General features: G+C 61.6%; 13 protein-coding genes. 8 read left to right on the top strand and 5 right to left on the bottom strand.

Translation table 11 applies throughout. From position 1 onward, the window contains the following. The first annotated feature begins 43 nt into the window (after nucleotides 1–43). Entirely contained in the window at nucleotides 44–976 is a 933-nt protein-coding gene (gene argC, locus QMO82_RS31115) for an N-acetyl-gamma-glutamyl-phosphate reductase (protein WP_183606501.1), read from the top strand. 179 nt (nucleotides 977–1,155) lie between these two features. Beyond that, a complete protein-coding gene (locus QMO82_RS31110) occupies nucleotides 1,156–1,947 on the top strand; it encodes a sulfite exporter TauE/SafE family protein (protein ID WP_183606500.1) in 792 nt (263 codons plus the stop codon). Here the strand turns inward: QMO82_RS31110 and QMO82_RS31105 are convergent. Both QMO82_RS31105 and QMO82_RS31100 read right to left on the bottom strand, forming a co-directional pair. Then, nucleotides 1,944–3,116: an endonuclease/exonuclease/phosphatase family protein gene (locus tag QMO82_RS31105; RefSeq protein ID WP_183606499.1), complete on the bottom strand. Its 1,173-nt coding sequence runs from the start codon at nucleotides 3,114–3,116 to the stop codon at nucleotides 1,944–1,946. The genes QMO82_RS31110 and QMO82_RS31105 overlap by 4 nt on opposite strands. 140 nt (nucleotides 3,117–3,256) lie before the next feature. Next, the gene (locus QMO82_RS31100; protein ID WP_183606498.1) at nucleotides 3,257–4,360 is read right to left on the bottom strand and encodes a COX15/CtaA family protein; all 1,104 of its coding nucleotides are present in this window, start codon (nucleotides 4,358–4,360) and stop codon (nucleotides 3,257–3,259) included. 115 nt (nucleotides 4,361–4,475) lie between these two features. On the opposite strand from QMO82_RS31100, the gene QMO82_RS31095 reads away from it, so the two are divergent. Together QMO82_RS31095 and QMO82_RS31090 are read left to right on the top strand one after the other, a co-directional pair. Next, complete coding sequence (locus QMO82_RS31095; protein WP_097617622.1) at nucleotides 4,476–4,685, top strand: DUF2842 domain-containing protein; 210 nt, start codon at nucleotides 4,476–4,478, stop codon at nucleotides 4,683–4,685. Between the two features lie 224 nt (nucleotides 4,686–4,909). Next, complete coding sequence (locus QMO82_RS31090) at nucleotides 4,910–6,151, top strand: GNAT family N-acetyltransferase (protein WP_183606497.1); 1,242 nt, start codon at nucleotides 4,910–4,912, stop codon at nucleotides 6,149–6,151. A gap of 25 nt (nucleotides 6,152–6,176) precedes the next feature. On the opposite strand, the gene QMO82_RS31085 is transcribed toward QMO82_RS31090, so the two are convergent. Further along, complete coding sequence (locus QMO82_RS31085) at nucleotides 6,177–8,345, bottom strand: GumC family protein (protein WP_183606496.1); 2,169 nt, start codon at nucleotides 8,343–8,345, stop codon at nucleotides 6,177–6,179. A 191-nt stretch (nucleotides 8,346–8,536) separates the two neighbouring features. On the opposite strand from QMO82_RS31085, the gene QMO82_RS31080 reads away from it, so the two are divergent. The 4 genes from QMO82_RS31080 to QMO82_RS31065 are packed head-to-tail and all read left to right on the top strand — an operon-like array spanning nucleotide 8,537 to nucleotide 13,132. Continuing rightward, on the top strand, nucleotides 8,537–9,112 hold the full coding sequence (locus QMO82_RS31080; protein ID WP_183606495.1) for a polysaccharide biosynthesis/export family protein: 576 nt from the start codon (nucleotides 8,537–8,539) through the stop codon (nucleotides 9,110–9,112). A gap of 3 nt (nucleotides 9,113–9,115) precedes the next feature. Continuing rightward, complete coding sequence (locus QMO82_RS31075) at nucleotides 9,116–10,285, top strand: glycosyltransferase family 4 protein (protein WP_183606494.1); 1,170 nt, start codon at nucleotides 9,116–9,118, stop codon at nucleotides 10,283–10,285. A 55-nt stretch (nucleotides 10,286–10,340) separates the two neighbouring features. Then, nucleotides 10,341–11,903: an undecaprenyl-phosphate glucose phosphotransferase gene (locus QMO82_RS31070; protein ID WP_183606493.1), complete on the top strand. Its 1,563-nt coding sequence runs from the start codon at nucleotides 10,341–10,343 to the stop codon at nucleotides 11,901–11,903. After that, entirely contained in the window at nucleotides 11,900–13,132 is a 1,233-nt protein-coding gene (locus QMO82_RS31065; protein ID WP_183606492.1) for an O-antigen ligase, read from the top strand. The genes QMO82_RS31070 and QMO82_RS31065 overlap by 4 nt, the downstream gene beginning before the upstream one ends. Before the next feature lie 61 nt (nucleotides 13,133–13,193). Here the strand turns inward: QMO82_RS31065 and QMO82_RS31060 are convergent, their stop codons facing one another. Both QMO82_RS31060 and QMO82_RS31055 read right to left on the bottom strand, forming a co-directional pair. Further along, complete coding sequence (locus tag QMO82_RS31060) at nucleotides 13,194–14,027, bottom strand: carbohydrate ABC transporter permease (protein ID WP_183606491.1); 834 nt, start codon at nucleotides 14,025–14,027, stop codon at nucleotides 13,194–13,196. Beyond that, nucleotides 14,027–14,920, bottom strand: a complete 894-nt coding sequence (locus QMO82_RS31055) for a carbohydrate ABC transporter permease (RefSeq protein ID WP_183606675.1) — start codon at nucleotides 14,918–14,920, stop codon at nucleotides 14,027–14,029. Before QMO82_RS31055 ends, QMO82_RS31060 begins: the two co-directional genes overlap by 1 nt. Nucleotides 14,921–14,982 lie beyond the last annotated feature (62 nt).

Raw genomic sequence — 14,982 nt, 5'->3', positions numbered from 1 at the left:
GAATCCGGAAACCTTCAGAACCCATTGAAAGCGCAGGTTTAACATGGCACCGAAAATCTTCATCGACGGCGAACACGGCACGACGGGTCTGCAGATCCGCACGCGCATGGCCGGCCGCCGCGATGTCGAGCTTCTGTCCATTCCCGAAGCCGAGCGGCGCAACGCCGCCCTGCGCGAGGACATGCTGAACAGCGCCGACATTGCCATTCTCTGCCTGCCCGACGACGCGTCGAAGGAAGCGGTTCAGATGGTTTCGGCCAACAACAATGTGCGCGTCATCGACACCTCGACCGCCTTCCGCGTCAATCCCGGCTGGGCCTATGGCTTTGCCGAAATGGACGGCGCCCAGGCCGACAGGATCAAGGCCGCCCGTTTCGTCGCCAATCCCGGCTGCTATCCGACGGGCGCGATCGGCCTCATCCGGCCGTTGCGCGCCGCCGGCATTCTGCCGGACGGTTACCCCATCACGGTCAACGCGGTCTCCGGTTATACCGGCGGCGGCAAGCAGATGATCGCGCAGATGGAAAATCCGGACCACCCGGATGCGATCACCGCGCCGCATTTCCTCTACGGCCTGCCGCTGACCCACAAACACGTGCCCGAGATGACCGTGCACGGCCTGCTCGACCGCGCGCCGATCTTCTCGCCGTCGGTCGGCAAGTTCGCGCAAGGCATGATCGTGCAGGTGCCGCTGCACCTCGACGATCTCGCCGAGGGCACGACGATGGAGAGCATCCACGCCGCCCTCGTCGCCCATTATGCCGGCCAGGATATCGTCAATGTCGTGCCGCTGGCCGAAAGCAAGGCCCTGCCCCGTGTCAACGCTGTCGAGCTCGAAGGCAAGGACACGATGAAGCTCTTCGTCTTCGGCACCCCGGGCGCTTCGCAGGTGAACCTCGTGGCGCTGCTCGACAATCTCGGCAAGGGCGCATCGGGCGCCGCCGTCCAGAACATGGACCTGATGCTCGCCTCGTAAGGCGGGAGCGGCGGCATCGACGTGATGCCGCTCAAGCTTCGTGTCGATCTCATCATCATGATCTCGCGGCCGCCTGCCTCGGCGGCCGCTACTCGCTTTCGGCTCGATCGTCGGCAACGATTGGGCTATGAGAGCAGACCTTCCTCGCCTGCCGTTCCCGAATCACGGAGTCTGATGTCATGACGCTCGATGCGCTGGTCGATGGCGTGCACGCATGGTTTACCGCCGCCCTGCCCGACCATGGCATCTATGCGCTGATGGCCTTTGCCTTCATCGCCGGGCTTGCCCGCGGCTTTTCGGGCTTCGGCGCCGCGCTGATCTTCGTTCCGCTGGGCGGCGCGATCGTCGGGCCGAAGTTGATCTCGCCGATTCTGATCGTCATCGACGGCATTGCCTCACTCGGGATGATCCCGCCGGCCTGGCGCGGTGCCAACCGGCGCGAGGTCTTCGTCATGGCGGCGGGTGCCGCCCTCGGCATACCGGCCGGCACGGCGATGCTGGCGTTGCTCGACCCGCTGCTCTTGCGTTGGAGTATCACGATCATCGCGATCAGTTTGCTCGCGCTCCTCGTATCTGGATGGCGCTACCAAGGCGAGCCATCCGCGCCGCTAACGAGCGGCATCGGCTTGATCGCCGGGTTGTTCAGCGGTGCCGCGCAACTCGGCGGCCCGCCCGTCGTCGCCTATTGGCTCGGCGGCAAGAGCGACTTCACCCGCGTGCGGGCGAATGTCGTTCTCTATTTCTCGATCTCGACCGTCTTAAGCGTCATCAGCTACTATGTCGGCGGACTATTCGTACCTGCCGTCTTCGCACTCACCGTCGTCACCCTGCCGAGCTATGCGGTCGGGCTCTACGGCGGTTCGAAACTGTTCGGGCTCGCCGAGGAACGGACCTTCCGCATCGCCTGCTATGTCCTGATCGCCGCCGCCGCGATCATCGGTATGCCGCTGCTCGATGGGGTGCTGCGTTAGACCGGCTTCGGTCCGGGCGGCTCGCCGGCTGCAATCCTCTGAAGATAGCTCTCGGTGAAATCGGTATCGATCTCCAACCATAGCGGGGCATGATCCGACATCTGCCAAGTCCGCCATTTCTCGTAGAGCGCCTCAGGCGTCTTTGCCTTGAATTTCGGATCTGCTTCCGGATCGCTCTTCGGCAGGAATCCCGCATAGAGGGCCCTGTCCTCATCGGTGGAGCGGAAGACGTCGGCATAAAGATCGATCAGTCCGCCGGTCACCACCTTGAAGCGCTTGTCCTTCACGCGCACGGCGATCTGGTCGTAGAAATGGTCGCCCAGCTTTCGCACCTTCTTGCCGTCGATCTCGGCCGGAACCATGAAGCCGTGGCTCTTCAGGGCCTTCATCGTCTCATGTTCGGGGCTGACGACGTTGAAATCGCCAAGCAGGATATAGTTTTCAACGGCGCCGCTGACGTCGAGTTCCTGGCTGCTGGCTTCATCCTGCCGGTCGGCGAAAAATTCGACGAGCTGCTTGATCTCCCCGATTCGCCGTTTCAACTGCTCGCCCGAATCCGCACCGTAGTAGATATGCACCGTACAGAGGCTAAAACGGAACCAACCGGACTGGAATGCCACGAGAAACGGGCTGCGGGCGAATTGCTGCTCCATCTCGACCGTCTTCGGCTCGACATCGGGCTGGCCTTTCGGCGCCTTCACCTTCTTGCTGGAAACAACGAGATGACCTCCCGGCAGCACGACTTCGCCGGCTATCTTGCGGAACCAGACCTTTTCAGTGTTGTAGACGAAGGCCATGCGCTCGGAATTGCCGCCAGAACCGGCCGTCGTATCTGTTGCGATATAGTCCCATTCCCGGCCGAGGATTTTCATCACCTTTTCCAGGGCCGAAAGGTCGCGGTTGACTTCCTGGATCGCCACCAGATCGAAGCAGGCGATCATCTCGGCGATATAATAAAAGGTCTCCGGAAGGCGTGGACCGAAGCCAAATTTATTGGAATCGAAATCGCGAATGTTCCAGGTCGCCAGCAGCAGCGAGCTCTCTTTCTTCTGGGTGCGCAATGGCATCAGCGTCTTGCGAATGTTGAGAAGGCGTTGCGCGCAGCGCTCGATCGTTCCCTCCGGTTGCCCCTGCAATGCCCTGCGCATTCCGGCATAATTATTAGACATCGCCCCCTCCGCGCTGTAGCTGTTCGCCGAACTTAACGCGGTTGCATATATCGGTGCAACATTACACGTTTAAGTCAGCAAACTGCCCGTTGGTGATGAACGACTTTCATCCGTGCGCGCCGCCACCTGGAGGCCCAGCTTCAATCGCGCTCGGCGATCATCGTTCCGTGCGGGTATTCGCCGTAAAAGCCGCGCCAGTTGGCGACAGCGAAACCGAAAACAACAAGCGCCCCGGCCTGATGCAGCAGGCCCCAGTGCAGCGGCACCTGCATCAGCAGCGTGGCGATGCCGATCGCCGCCTGCAGCGTCACCAGCGCGAAGAGCAGCACGGCGCGGCGTGCATGGGTCGTCGATGGCGCGGCGCGAAGCGCAATCACCATATTGACGAGCGTCAACGCGAAGAGCGTATAGGCGCCGAAACGGTGGATGAACTGCACCGTCTTGGGGTTCTCGAAGACATTGATCCAGAACGGCTGCTGGATCATCAGATCGGAGGGGATGACGGCGCCATCCATCAGCGGCCAGGTATTGTAGGAAAAACCGGCGTCGAGCCCCGCCACCAGGGCGCCGAGATAGATCTGGAACAGCGCGAAAATGGCGATCGCGGCGGCAAAGCCGCGCGAGCTGCGTGACGGCACCCGATCGTTGGAATGTGGCGAGAGACCACGCATGATCCACATGCAGCCGGCAAAGATCAGGCAGGCCATGACGAGATGCGTCGCCAACCGGTACTGGCTGACGTCGGTGCGAACCGACAGCCCCGAGGACACCATCCACCAGCCGATAAAGCCCTGCAGGCCGCCGAGCGCCAGGATGCCGACCAGCGGCCAGCGCAGGCGCTTTTCGATCCGCCCCGTCAGCCAGAAATAGAGGAGCGGCAGCGCAAAGATCACGCCGATGCCGCGGGCAATCAGCCGATGCGCCCATTCCCACCAGAAGATGCCCTTGAACTCGTCGACGGTCATGGAGCTGTTCAATTGCTGAAATTCGGGAATACGCTGGTAGAGGCGGAATTCCTCCTCCCATTCGGCAGCCGAGAGCGGCGGGATGACGCCGTGAATCGGCTTCCATTCGGTGATCGACAGGCCGGAATTGGTCAGCCGCGTGGCGCCACCGACGAGCACGAGACAGAAGAGCGCCAAAAGCACGAAACCCAGCCAGAAGCGCAAGGCGCGGCGGTCGCGGTTCTGCTTGCGCATTTCGCTCAGGATCGCCTGTTCCGTGGTCGGGTTTGCGACGGCCATGATGTCTCCTTCTGTCCGGCAGTTGATTTGCCCCACCGGCTCATGCAAAACAAGCCCCGAACCTTTGCGGCATGCCGTCGCGCCGGTTCGTCCCGTCCCTGCCGAGAGATAACCGATGCCCATCCGCCTCCGCAAATTCATCGGCACGATCCTCATCATCGTGCTCGTGCTGGTCTATGCGCTGGTGGCGAATACGATTGCGGTGGCAACGCTCGGCAACGCGCCCTGGTGGGGGCACCTGCTCTATTTCCTGCTCACCGGCCTGCTCTGGGTCCTACCGGCAATGGTGATCATCAAATGGATGGCCGGACCGCGGCAGCGCTAAAGCGCGTCGCGATCTTTCAGATTCGCTTGTCGCGCTTTAGGTCTTTGTTTTTACGCATGTCGTTGTCGCAAAACCGCTGCACACTTTTGCGCGACATGCTTTAGGGCCATTAACGGCCGAATAACCGTGATCGGCGGAAAACCTCGCCCAGCGCCTGCGAGTAAACCAAATATACGTTCGGCATACCTACCTTCCCGATCAGCATTGTTGACCGGAGAGAAGCCGTGCAGACGCAAAAGTTCGATGCCCATGAACAGCCGTCCGAGGGCGTGGCGCCGGCCGATACGGTCATTTCGCGCCTGCGCCAGCTGAGCATGAAACTCGCCATGGCTGAAATCGACATCGAAGTCTTCGACACGATGCAGCCGCTGGAGGAGGAGTGGCGGGCGCTGGAGCACGACAATCTCCAGTCGCTGCATCAGAGTTACGACTGGTGCGCCGCCTGGGTGAACGCATTCCAGCGGCCGCTTGCAATCCTCAAAGGCACCTATAGCGGCCAGGCCGCGTTCATTCTGCCGGTCGAGATCGTCAAGTCCCGCGGGCTCACTGTTGCAAAATTCATCGCCGCCGATCACAGCAACATCAATACCGGCCTGTTCTCGGAAGGCTTTGCTGAAACCGGCGGGACCATCGATCCTCACGACTTCGCCGACCGGCTGCAGCGGGCGCTGAAAGGCCGTGCCGATCTGCTGCTGCTGCAGAACATTCCGCTGGAATGGCGCGGGCGGCAGAGCCCGCTTGCGGGGCTGCCGATGGTGCGGAACCAGAACCATGCCTACCAGCTGCCGTTCCTCTCCACTTTCGAGGAGACGCTGAAGCAGCTCAACGCCAAGAACCGGCGCAAGAAATTCCGCGTTCAGTCGAAACGTCTCGAGGCGGCCGGCGGCTTCGAATACGTTACCCCCGAGACATCGGAAGAACAGCACCGTCTGCTCGATATGTTCTTCCGCCTGAAGAGCGTCCGCTTCGCCAGCCTCGGCCTGCCCGACGTCTTCGCCGACAAGGAAACGCGGGCTTTCCTGCACGGCCTCATCGACAAGCAGGATGACGGCAGGCGGTATTTCGGGCTGCAGATGCATGTACTGCGGCTTAAGGGCGGGCAGGAAGAGCGGATCGCCGCCATTTCAGGGATTTCGCGCAAGGGCGACCACATCATCTGCCAGTTCGGCGCGATCGACGAAGAACTCGTGCCGGATACCAGCCCCGGCGAATTCCTCTATTGGCAGACCATCTCGGGACTGCATGGCAAGGGTATCGCGCTGTTCGATTTCGGCCTCGGCGACCAGACCTACAAGCGTTCCTGGGCGCCTGTGGAGACCGCGCATTACGACGTGGTGCTGCCGGTCTCGCCGTTCGGCGTCGCCGCCGGTGCGGCGCACCGGATCGTCACCCGCGGCAAGGCGCATATCAAGGCGCGCCCTAAGCTCTACAAATTCGCCCAGAGCATCCGGGCACGGATCGGCTAGCCATTCAGGCGAATGGGCCGACGGTTCAGGCCGCCCGGCCGAACTCCTGCTCGGCCCCGTCACCGCCCGACATCAGCACGACGCGCTCGTAACCCGCAGCCTGGAATTCCGTCATCAGGGCAACGAAGATGCTCTCCTCGACCTCCGGCAGCGAGAGGATGATCTCGACGTCGCGGCTGCGCGTCAGCCGCGAGACGCCGGCGACATCGGCCGAACCGCATTCGACTACCACGAGGTCATAGGCGGCGGCGAGCGCATCGAGCAGCAGCGACAGCCGGTCGACGCCGCGCATGGCGCGGCGAACGTCACTCCGGCCTTGGGGAATGAGATGAGCATCGGATAGGCGGTCGCCGTGGATGGTGTCGCCGAAGGCGGCCTCGCCGCACAGCAGATCGGTGACGCCAAGAGCGGCATTGTCCTCGGCCATCAGTTCCGTGGGGTAGCCGGACCCGGTCATATCGATCAGGATGACGCGGCGGCCGGCATCGGCGAGCATGCGGGTCAGCAAGACCGTCGCCGCCGAGCCATTGTCACCGGTCGGAGATATCGCAATGGCCAGCGGCGCGCGGCTGCCGGTGAGATAGTCCGCAACGGAGGCGACGGAGAATTCGTTGTCGTCCTGCGGCGCCTCCTCGGCCGCCTTCACGTCCTCGATCGCCTCCTCTTCCGCCGCGACAACGGCGAGCATGCTCGGCTGGACGGGCTTTCTGGCGGCAGCGGCGATCGGCGCGGCCTGCGGCACATGCTTCTCCTCGACGGCTGCCTCCGGTTCGATTGCTTCAGGGGATGCATCCACGGGGCGGAGCGCCCGACCGCTGAAAAGTTCGGCCAGCATGGTGATGATGGCGCTCATGATCAGCGTCGCGACGGCAGCGACGACGACGATCGGCACCACCTTCGGGAAATAGGGATCGACCGGCTCGACAGCCCTGGAAACGATCCGGGCATCCGCCGGGCTCGAATTGCTGTCGGCGCGGGAAGCGGCCTCGCGGTAGCGCACCAGATAGGTTTCGAGCAGCTGGCGCTGGGCGGTGGCCTCGCGCTCCAGCGCGTTGAGACCGACCTCGTCTTCACCGGCGCGGGCGCTGTTGGCCTGCACCGTGTCCGACTGGCGCTCGAGCTCGCTTGCTCTTAAATCGGCGACCTTGGACTCGTTTTCGATGCTCGCCAGGATCTTCTGCGTCTCCTGGCGGATCTGGCTCCGGATATCGGAAAGCTGGGCGCGCAGGCTTTTCAGCCTGGGATGACTGTTGAGAAGGCTGGTCTGCAGATCTGATATTTGCGACTGCAGGCCGGATTCCGTCGCCTTCAGCCGCTGGATCGCCTGGGAGGACATGATGTCAGGCAGCGTGTCGGAGGCCTCGCCTGAAGACAGCGCATTGCGCACAGCCTGCGCCCTCGCCTCGGCATTGGCCTTGTCGCCGCGCACGCGGGTCAACTCGGCGGAAATATCGTTCAGCTGCTGGGCCGGAAAGGTGGTCGTGCCGTTCGTTTGCAGCAGCCCGTGCAAGGTGCGGTATTCGGCGACCTTCTTCTCGGCCTCGCTGACCTTGCGACGCAGGCCCTCGATCTCCGGCTCCAGCCAACGCGTCGCTTCGGAATTGGAATCGAGCTTGGCGCCGCTCTGGGTCGAAAGATAGACATTCGCCATGGCGTTCGGAATGGCGGCGGCGAGCTTCGGGTCCTTCGAGGTGAAACTGATGCCGATGACGCGCGAACCCGGCACCTGGTAAACCTGCAGGCGTTCGACGAAGGCGTCGATCACCCGCTCTTCCGGCGGGTTCTCCAGCGGGTTTTTCTTCAGGTGCAGCTTCACCAGGATACTGCTCATCGCCGAGCCGTTGGCGGCGTCGTCGAATTCCGGCAGGTTATAAAGCTTCAGGTCGTTGATGACCTTCTTGAGGAGATCGGCCGATTGCAGCAGCTGCACCTGGCTGGCGATGTTCAGTTCATCCATCAGCGGACCGGCGCTGGCGTCATTGACCTGCTGTGTGCTGGCAAAGGCCGGCGCGCGAGGTTCGATGAGAATGCGTGTTTCGCTGCGGTATTGCGGCGACATGATTTTGGCGCCGGCAAAGGCGACGCCCGCCCCCACAAGGGTAATCGCCAAAATCCTGAGCCGGCGCGCCCAGACGGCGCGGACCAACTGGCCGAGGTCGATGTCCACATCCTGATCACGCGCTACGCCGGACATGCTCTTACTCCACAACAAAGGTGCCGCAAGCGTAAACGACCATGGTAACTCAACGGTTAATGGCAATCCTGCCGGGTCATGACCAACAGCCGGTGAAGGAACGCGGGAAATTGCAAGCGGCCTTTACCGGGCATTAACCCTAACGGATCGATAACGGCTCTACCAAGTTCATTTTCTGTGAGCACAAGCGGATGTCTGTCGTCCAGCCCAAGATTCTTCTTGCCCTGAGCCTTGCAGCCATGACGGCGGCATTGGGCAGCTGCACGACGTACAAGCCAGCTCCGAAGGCCTTCAACGAGGCGACCATCCAGCCCTATACGCTCGACAGCGGCGATCGGCTGCGTGTTACCGTTTTCGACCAGCAGAGCCTGACCAACACCTATACGGTGGATCAGGCAGGCTATATCGCCTTCCCGCTCATCGGCCAGGTCCCTGCCCGTGGCCGGACCCTGCAGCAACTCTCGGGGCAGATCGCCCAGAAACTGCAGCAGGGCTATCTTCGCGATCCCGACGTCACCATCGATGTCGATCGCTACCGTTCGATCTTCCTCATGGGTGAAGTCGGCCAGCCCGGCCAGTATGCCTATGTCCCCGGCATGACCGTGCAGAATGCCATCGCGGTCGCCGGCGGCTTTACCAGCCGCGCCAACCAGAGCATGGTCGACGTCACCCGCAAGATCAATGGACAGGTGCTGACCGGCCGCATCAACATATCGGGGCCGATCGTCGCCGGCGACACGATCTACGTTCGCGAACGGCTTTTCTGAGCGATGGCAGAACAGCAGCCGCTCCGCATCCTCCATTGCTTCAGGTCGCCGGTCGGCGGAATTTTCCGCCATGTCCGCGATCTCGTCGAGGAACACAGCAAGGCCGGTCATGACATCGGCATCCTCTGCGACAGCTCGACCGGCGGCGAGTACGAGGACAGCCTGTTCGACGATATAAGACCCTATCTCTCGCTTGGCCTGACACGTGTGCCGATCCGGCGTTCGATCAGCCCGTCCGACATTGCGACGATGTGGGATACATATAAGAAAATCAAAAGTTTGCGGCCGGATGTGCTGCACGGACACGGCGCCAAGGGCGGCGTGCTCGCGCGGCTTGCCGGCTCAGCGTTGCGGGTGAACAGGTATCGCGTAGCCCGCCTCTATACCGCGCACGGCGGAAGCCTGCATTATTCGCGCTCCTCGCTCGGTGGACAGTTCGTCCTCAGGATGGAGCGCCTGCAGGAATATTTCACCGATGCGCTTGTTTTCATCTGTGAATATGAGCGCGACACCTATACACGCAAGGTGGGCAAGCCGCGGACGAAGACGAGACTGATCTATAACGGTATCAGCGAGCGCGATTTCGAGCCGATCCCCACCCGCTCGGATGCCGTGCATTTCATCTATGTGGGAATGCTCCGGGACCTCAAGGGTCCCGATCTGTTTGTCGATGCCTTCGCCAAGACCGAGCGGCTGCTCGGCAGGCCGCTGTCGGCGCTGATGATCGGCGACGGGCCGGATCGCGACCGCTACCGCGAGATGATGGTCGAGCGCGGCCTCGGCAAGCGCATCGGCATGCTGCCGGCAATGCGGGTCCATGAAGCTTTCTCCATGGCGCAGAACCTCGTCGTTCCCTCGCGCGCCGAAGCCATGCCCTACATCGTGCTCGAGGGGCTCGGCGCCGGCAAGACGATCATCGCCAGCCGTGTCGGCGGCATTCCCGAGGTGCTCGGCGCAGACAGCGCAGCACTTGTCGAGGCCGGCAATTCCGACGATCTCGCCCGCGTCATGGCGGAAACGCTGAGCACACCCGGCTGGCACGCCAAGACGATGCCGAAGCCCGAGGCGGTGAAAGCGGTGTTCTCCTCCGCCGTCATGGCACGCGATGTCCTGAAATTGTACCATGAGCTCGTCGATCCAGCCGCCGGCAAGACAATGCCCGCCGCCTCGTAAATGTTTCTTAGGGGCTTTCTGGTAATCGCTTGGTGTCAACGAGCGAAAAGCCCCCATGAACAAGCTGGAAAAAGGCGATCAATTCGACGTGGAAGCCCTGCGCAAGCAGGTCTCCGACATCGAGGCGCGCGGCGACGCGGGTCAGCAAAAGCCTTCCGACCCGACCGAAATCAACCCCTATGCCCGCCAGATCGCCGAACAGTTCCGCGATGGAACCAATTCGCCTGTCATCATTATCGGGCAATTGCGGCTGCTGGAATTCCTCGCGCTCTTCGCGATCGCCTTGATCGTCCACTTTTTCTGGCCCGGCGACGGCAACGATTCCTCGCTAGTGCGGACCGGCATGGCGGCGATCGCTTCGGCCTTGACCGTCATCGGCTTGCAGCTTGCCGATACCTACACCATTCCCGCGCTTCGGGCAAAGCTGCGGCTGATGCCGCGCATTCTGGCGTCGTGGACGATCGCGCTTCTCCTGACCGTCGGCCTGTTCGCTCTGGTTCGCGGCACCACCTGGGCAATGGTCGATGCCTATATCCCATGGTTCGTCGCGGCTGCACTCTTCCTTGCGGCCGAACGCTTCCTCGTCGCCTACGGCATCCGCAACTGGGCGCGCAACGGCATCATGGAGCGACGCGCCGTCATTGTCGGCGGTGGCGAGCCGGCCAAGGAGCTGATCCGCATCCTTGAGCAGCAGGACGACAACGACATCCGCATCTGCGGCATCTTCGACGATCGCGGGGAAAAGCGATCGCCGATCATGGTCGCCGGTTATCCGAAGCTCGGCACCGTGACCGAACTCGTCGAATTCGTGCGGCTGACGCGCATCGACATGCTGATCATCGCTCTGCCGCTGTCGGCCGAGGCGCGTATCTACGACCTTTTAAAGAAGCTCTGGGTTTTGCCGGTCGATATCCGCCTTGCCGCGCATGCCAACCGGCTACGCTTCCGGCCGCGGGCCTATTCGCATGTCGGCTCGGTGCCGATGCTCGACATTTTCAAGAAGCCGATCCGTGACTGGGATTCCGTCGCCAAGCGCGGCTTCGATATCTTCTTCGCGCTGGCCGCACTTATACTGCTCTGGCCGCTGATGGTCGCGACGGCGATCGCCATCAAGGTAACCTCCGAAGGCCCTGTTTTCTTCATGCAGAAGCGCCATGGCTTCAACAACGAAGTCATCAACGTCTTCAAATTCCGCTCGATGTACACCAACATGGCCGACCCCACGGGCAAGGCCGCGGTGACCAAGGGCGATCCGCGCGTCACCCGCGTCGGCCGCTTCATCCGCAAGACCTCGATCGACGAATTGCCGCAGCTTTTCAACGTACTGAGAGGTGAACTCTCGCTGGTCGGCCCACGCCCGCATGCCGTTCTCGCCCAGGCCCGCGATCGCGCCTTTGGCGATGTCGTCGAGGGCTATTTCGCCCGCCACCGCGTCAAGCCCGGTGTCACCGGCTGGGCACAGATCAACGGCTGGCGCGGCGAGGTGGACAATGACGAGAAGATCAAGTTCCGCACGGCCTACGACCTTTACTACATCGAAAACTGGTCGCTCTGGTTCGATCTCAAGATCCTGATCCTGACGCCGATCCGGCTGCTCAATACGGAAAACGCCTATTGACCGCGATCGAGGCGACATATCCCCGTGTCGCCCAACCGCAGCGGATGACGCTGCGCCTGATCGGCTCGGCCTTCGTCGCCTTCGGCGTCTTCCTCTCCGGTTTCGTGATCGACGAGCCGGCGCCCTACGAACTCTGGATGGCGGGGCTGATCGGCCTCTGGTTCATCCTGGGTCTCAAAATTTCCCGCGGCGTGGCGCCGTTGCTGGCCCTGCTGCTGACCTTCAATATCGGCGGCATGCTGTCGCTGACGCAGATGAAGGATCTGGCAACCGGGCCGATGTATATTGCGGTCTCGACCTTCCTGGCGCTGACGGCGGTGTTCTACGCAGCGATCATCGAGGACAGCCACAAGCGGCTGCCGCTGATCTTCAACGCCTGGGTTTTCGCTGCCGTCGCCACATCGGCGCTCGGCATATTCGGTTATTTCCACGCCTTTCCCGGCGCTGAGATATTCACGCTCTATGACCGCGCCAAGGGCGCCTTCCAGGACCCGAACGTCTTCGGCCCCTTCCTGGTGCCGCCATCGCTCTATCTCGTCCACGGCATCCTGGTGGGCGACCTGAAGAAATCGCCGCTGAAGGCTGCCGCCCTGCTCGTGCTGGCACTCGGCATCTTCCTGTCCTTTTCCCGCGCCGCCTGGGGGCTCTTCGCCCTCGGCGTGGGGCTGCTGATTTTCATCATGCTGCTGAAGCAGCGCAGCGGCGCCTTTCGCCTGCGCGTGCTCGTCCTGTCGCTGGCGGCAATCATCATGCTGGTCGCCTCGCTGCTGGTGGCGCTGCAGATCCCCAAGGTCGCCGAACTGTTTTCGGCGCGCGCCCAGCTGGTGCAGCAATATGACGGCGAGCATCTCGGCCGCTTCGAGCGCCACCGGATCGGTTTCACCATGATGATGGAGCGCCCGCTCGGCATCGGCCCGCTGGTGTTCGGCACGATGTTTCCCGAGGACGAGCATAATATCTGGCTGAAATCGCTCACCACCTATGGCTGGCTCGGCTTCGTCACCTATGTCGGCATGCTAATCTGGACGCTGGCGCTCGGCTTCCGATACTTGCTGCTCGACCGGCCGTGGCAGCCCTTCCTGATGATCGCCTGGATCTCGGTCCTCGGCCACGCGGCGATCGGCAACGTCATCGACATCGACCACTGGCGCCACGTCTATCTGCTGCTCGGCACGGTCTGGGGCTGCGCGGCGCTGGAAGTGCGTCACAAGCGAGGCCTCAGGCCATAGCGCCTGCGGCGCTTGAAGTGTGCCACAAGCGTGGCCGCAGGTCATAGCTCCACGCGGCCTTTCACTTCGTCGCGCCTGCCGTCAAGCCGGCAATAAATCGCCGCTGGAAAACCAGATAGGTCAGGATGAGCGGGGCAATGACAATCACCGCGCCGGCGGTCAGGACCGGCGTGTTGACGGTGTAGCGCCCCTGGAAAAACAACATGCCGAGGGGCAGCGTCCGATAGGCGTCGTCATTGACCAGAATGAACGGAATGAGAAACTCGTTCCAGGTCCAGATGAACAGGAACAGCGCCAGTGTCGACATTGCCGGTATCATCAGCGGGACAACGATCTTGCGAAGGATATAGAAACGCCCGGCGCCATCGAGGACCGCCGCTTCGAGAACCTCCTCCGGCAATTGCTGCATCGCGCTGGCGAGGAAGATCGTCGAGAACGGGATCGACATCGCGATCTGCGGCACGATGAGAGCCGCATAGGTATTGATCAGCCCGAGATACCGCATTTCATAATAAAGCGGGATGATGAAGGCCTCCGCCGGCACCATCATGCCGAGCGTCAGGATCGCGAACAGCGTGCGCCGGAGCGGAAACGACAGGTAGGCGAAGGCAAAGCCCGTGAGCAGGCCGAGAAAAACGCTGGCTGCAACGACGGGGATGACAACGATGATCGAATTCCAGAAGTAGATGTTGAAATGCCCGGCATTCCAAGCATCGACGTAGTTTTCGAAATGCGGATAGGCCGGCAAAGCGAATGCGCCCCTGAGAACATCAGCCTTGCTCTTTATCGATGTCAGCAGCAGAAGCAGGAACGGCGTGATCGTTACGAAAGCGAGAAGCCAGAGGACAAGGCGGAGGAACAGCGTGGCGGCGGGGATGTTGGACGAACGGCTCATCAAGCCAATCCTTTACTTTTTGAGCCCACCAGCCGGTGAATTGCATAGTTGATTGCGAATGTCAGCAACGCGCCGACAATGGCGATGGCGGCTGCGGCGCCGAACCGATTGAGCTCGAAGCCGAGCTGATACATGTAGATATTCGGCACCAGCGTAGCATTGGCAGGCCCGCCGCGGGTCATGGTAAAAATGAGGTCGAAGCTCTTGATTGACGCTATGACCGTCAACAGCAAAACCACCCTTATTTCAGGCATGAGAAGCGGCAGCGTTATCCAGAAAAAGGTCTTTCGCGCCGAAGCGCCGTCGACCTTGGCAGCGTCGAAAAGAGACGGGTCGATGCGCTGAATTCCGGTGAGGAAGATGACCATGCAAAAACCGAAGAAATACCATGTGGCAACGATCCCAACGGCGGGAAGCACGAAATTGAAATCTCCGAGCCAGGGTAATGCGAACCTGCCCAATCCTACGGCTCTCAAAAACTGGTTGAACGGGCCGAATGCAGGATTGTAGAGCCAGGCCCAGATGATGCCCAGCACGGCGGTCGGCATGATGTAAGGCAGGAACAGGAACGTCCGCAGGGCGAGTTGTTCGCGTTGCTTCAAATTCCAGACGCAGGCAGCAAGCGTTATGCCGAGCACGAGCGGCAGGACGCAGTAGAAGATCATGAGCTCGGCATTGTTGCGCAAGGCAATATAAAATCGACTGTCTGAAAAGAGATCGGCGTAATTGCCCAGGCCAACCCATCTGGGCATGGTCAAGCCGTCCCAGCTGGTCAGGCTCAAACCCAAAGCCGCGACAATCGGTCCAAAGACAAAAGCCGCGTAGAGCAGCAATCCAGGCAATAAATAGATAAAATTGGTATGTTGCGAGCCATCAAGTGCGGAGCGTTTCATCCAGGACCCCATGAAGCCAAAGCTCTGGTCATCGCGCAGCAAGCCACAGCTCCCGGCGCTCA

The sequence above is a fragment of the Rhizobium sp. BT04 genome, assembly GCF_030053135.1.
In the GTDB taxonomy this organism is placed as follows: Bacteria; Pseudomonadota; Alphaproteobacteria; order Rhizobiales; family Rhizobiaceae; genus Rhizobium; species Rhizobium binxianense.
This window is presented reverse-complemented; position numbering and strand designations above follow the sequence as displayed.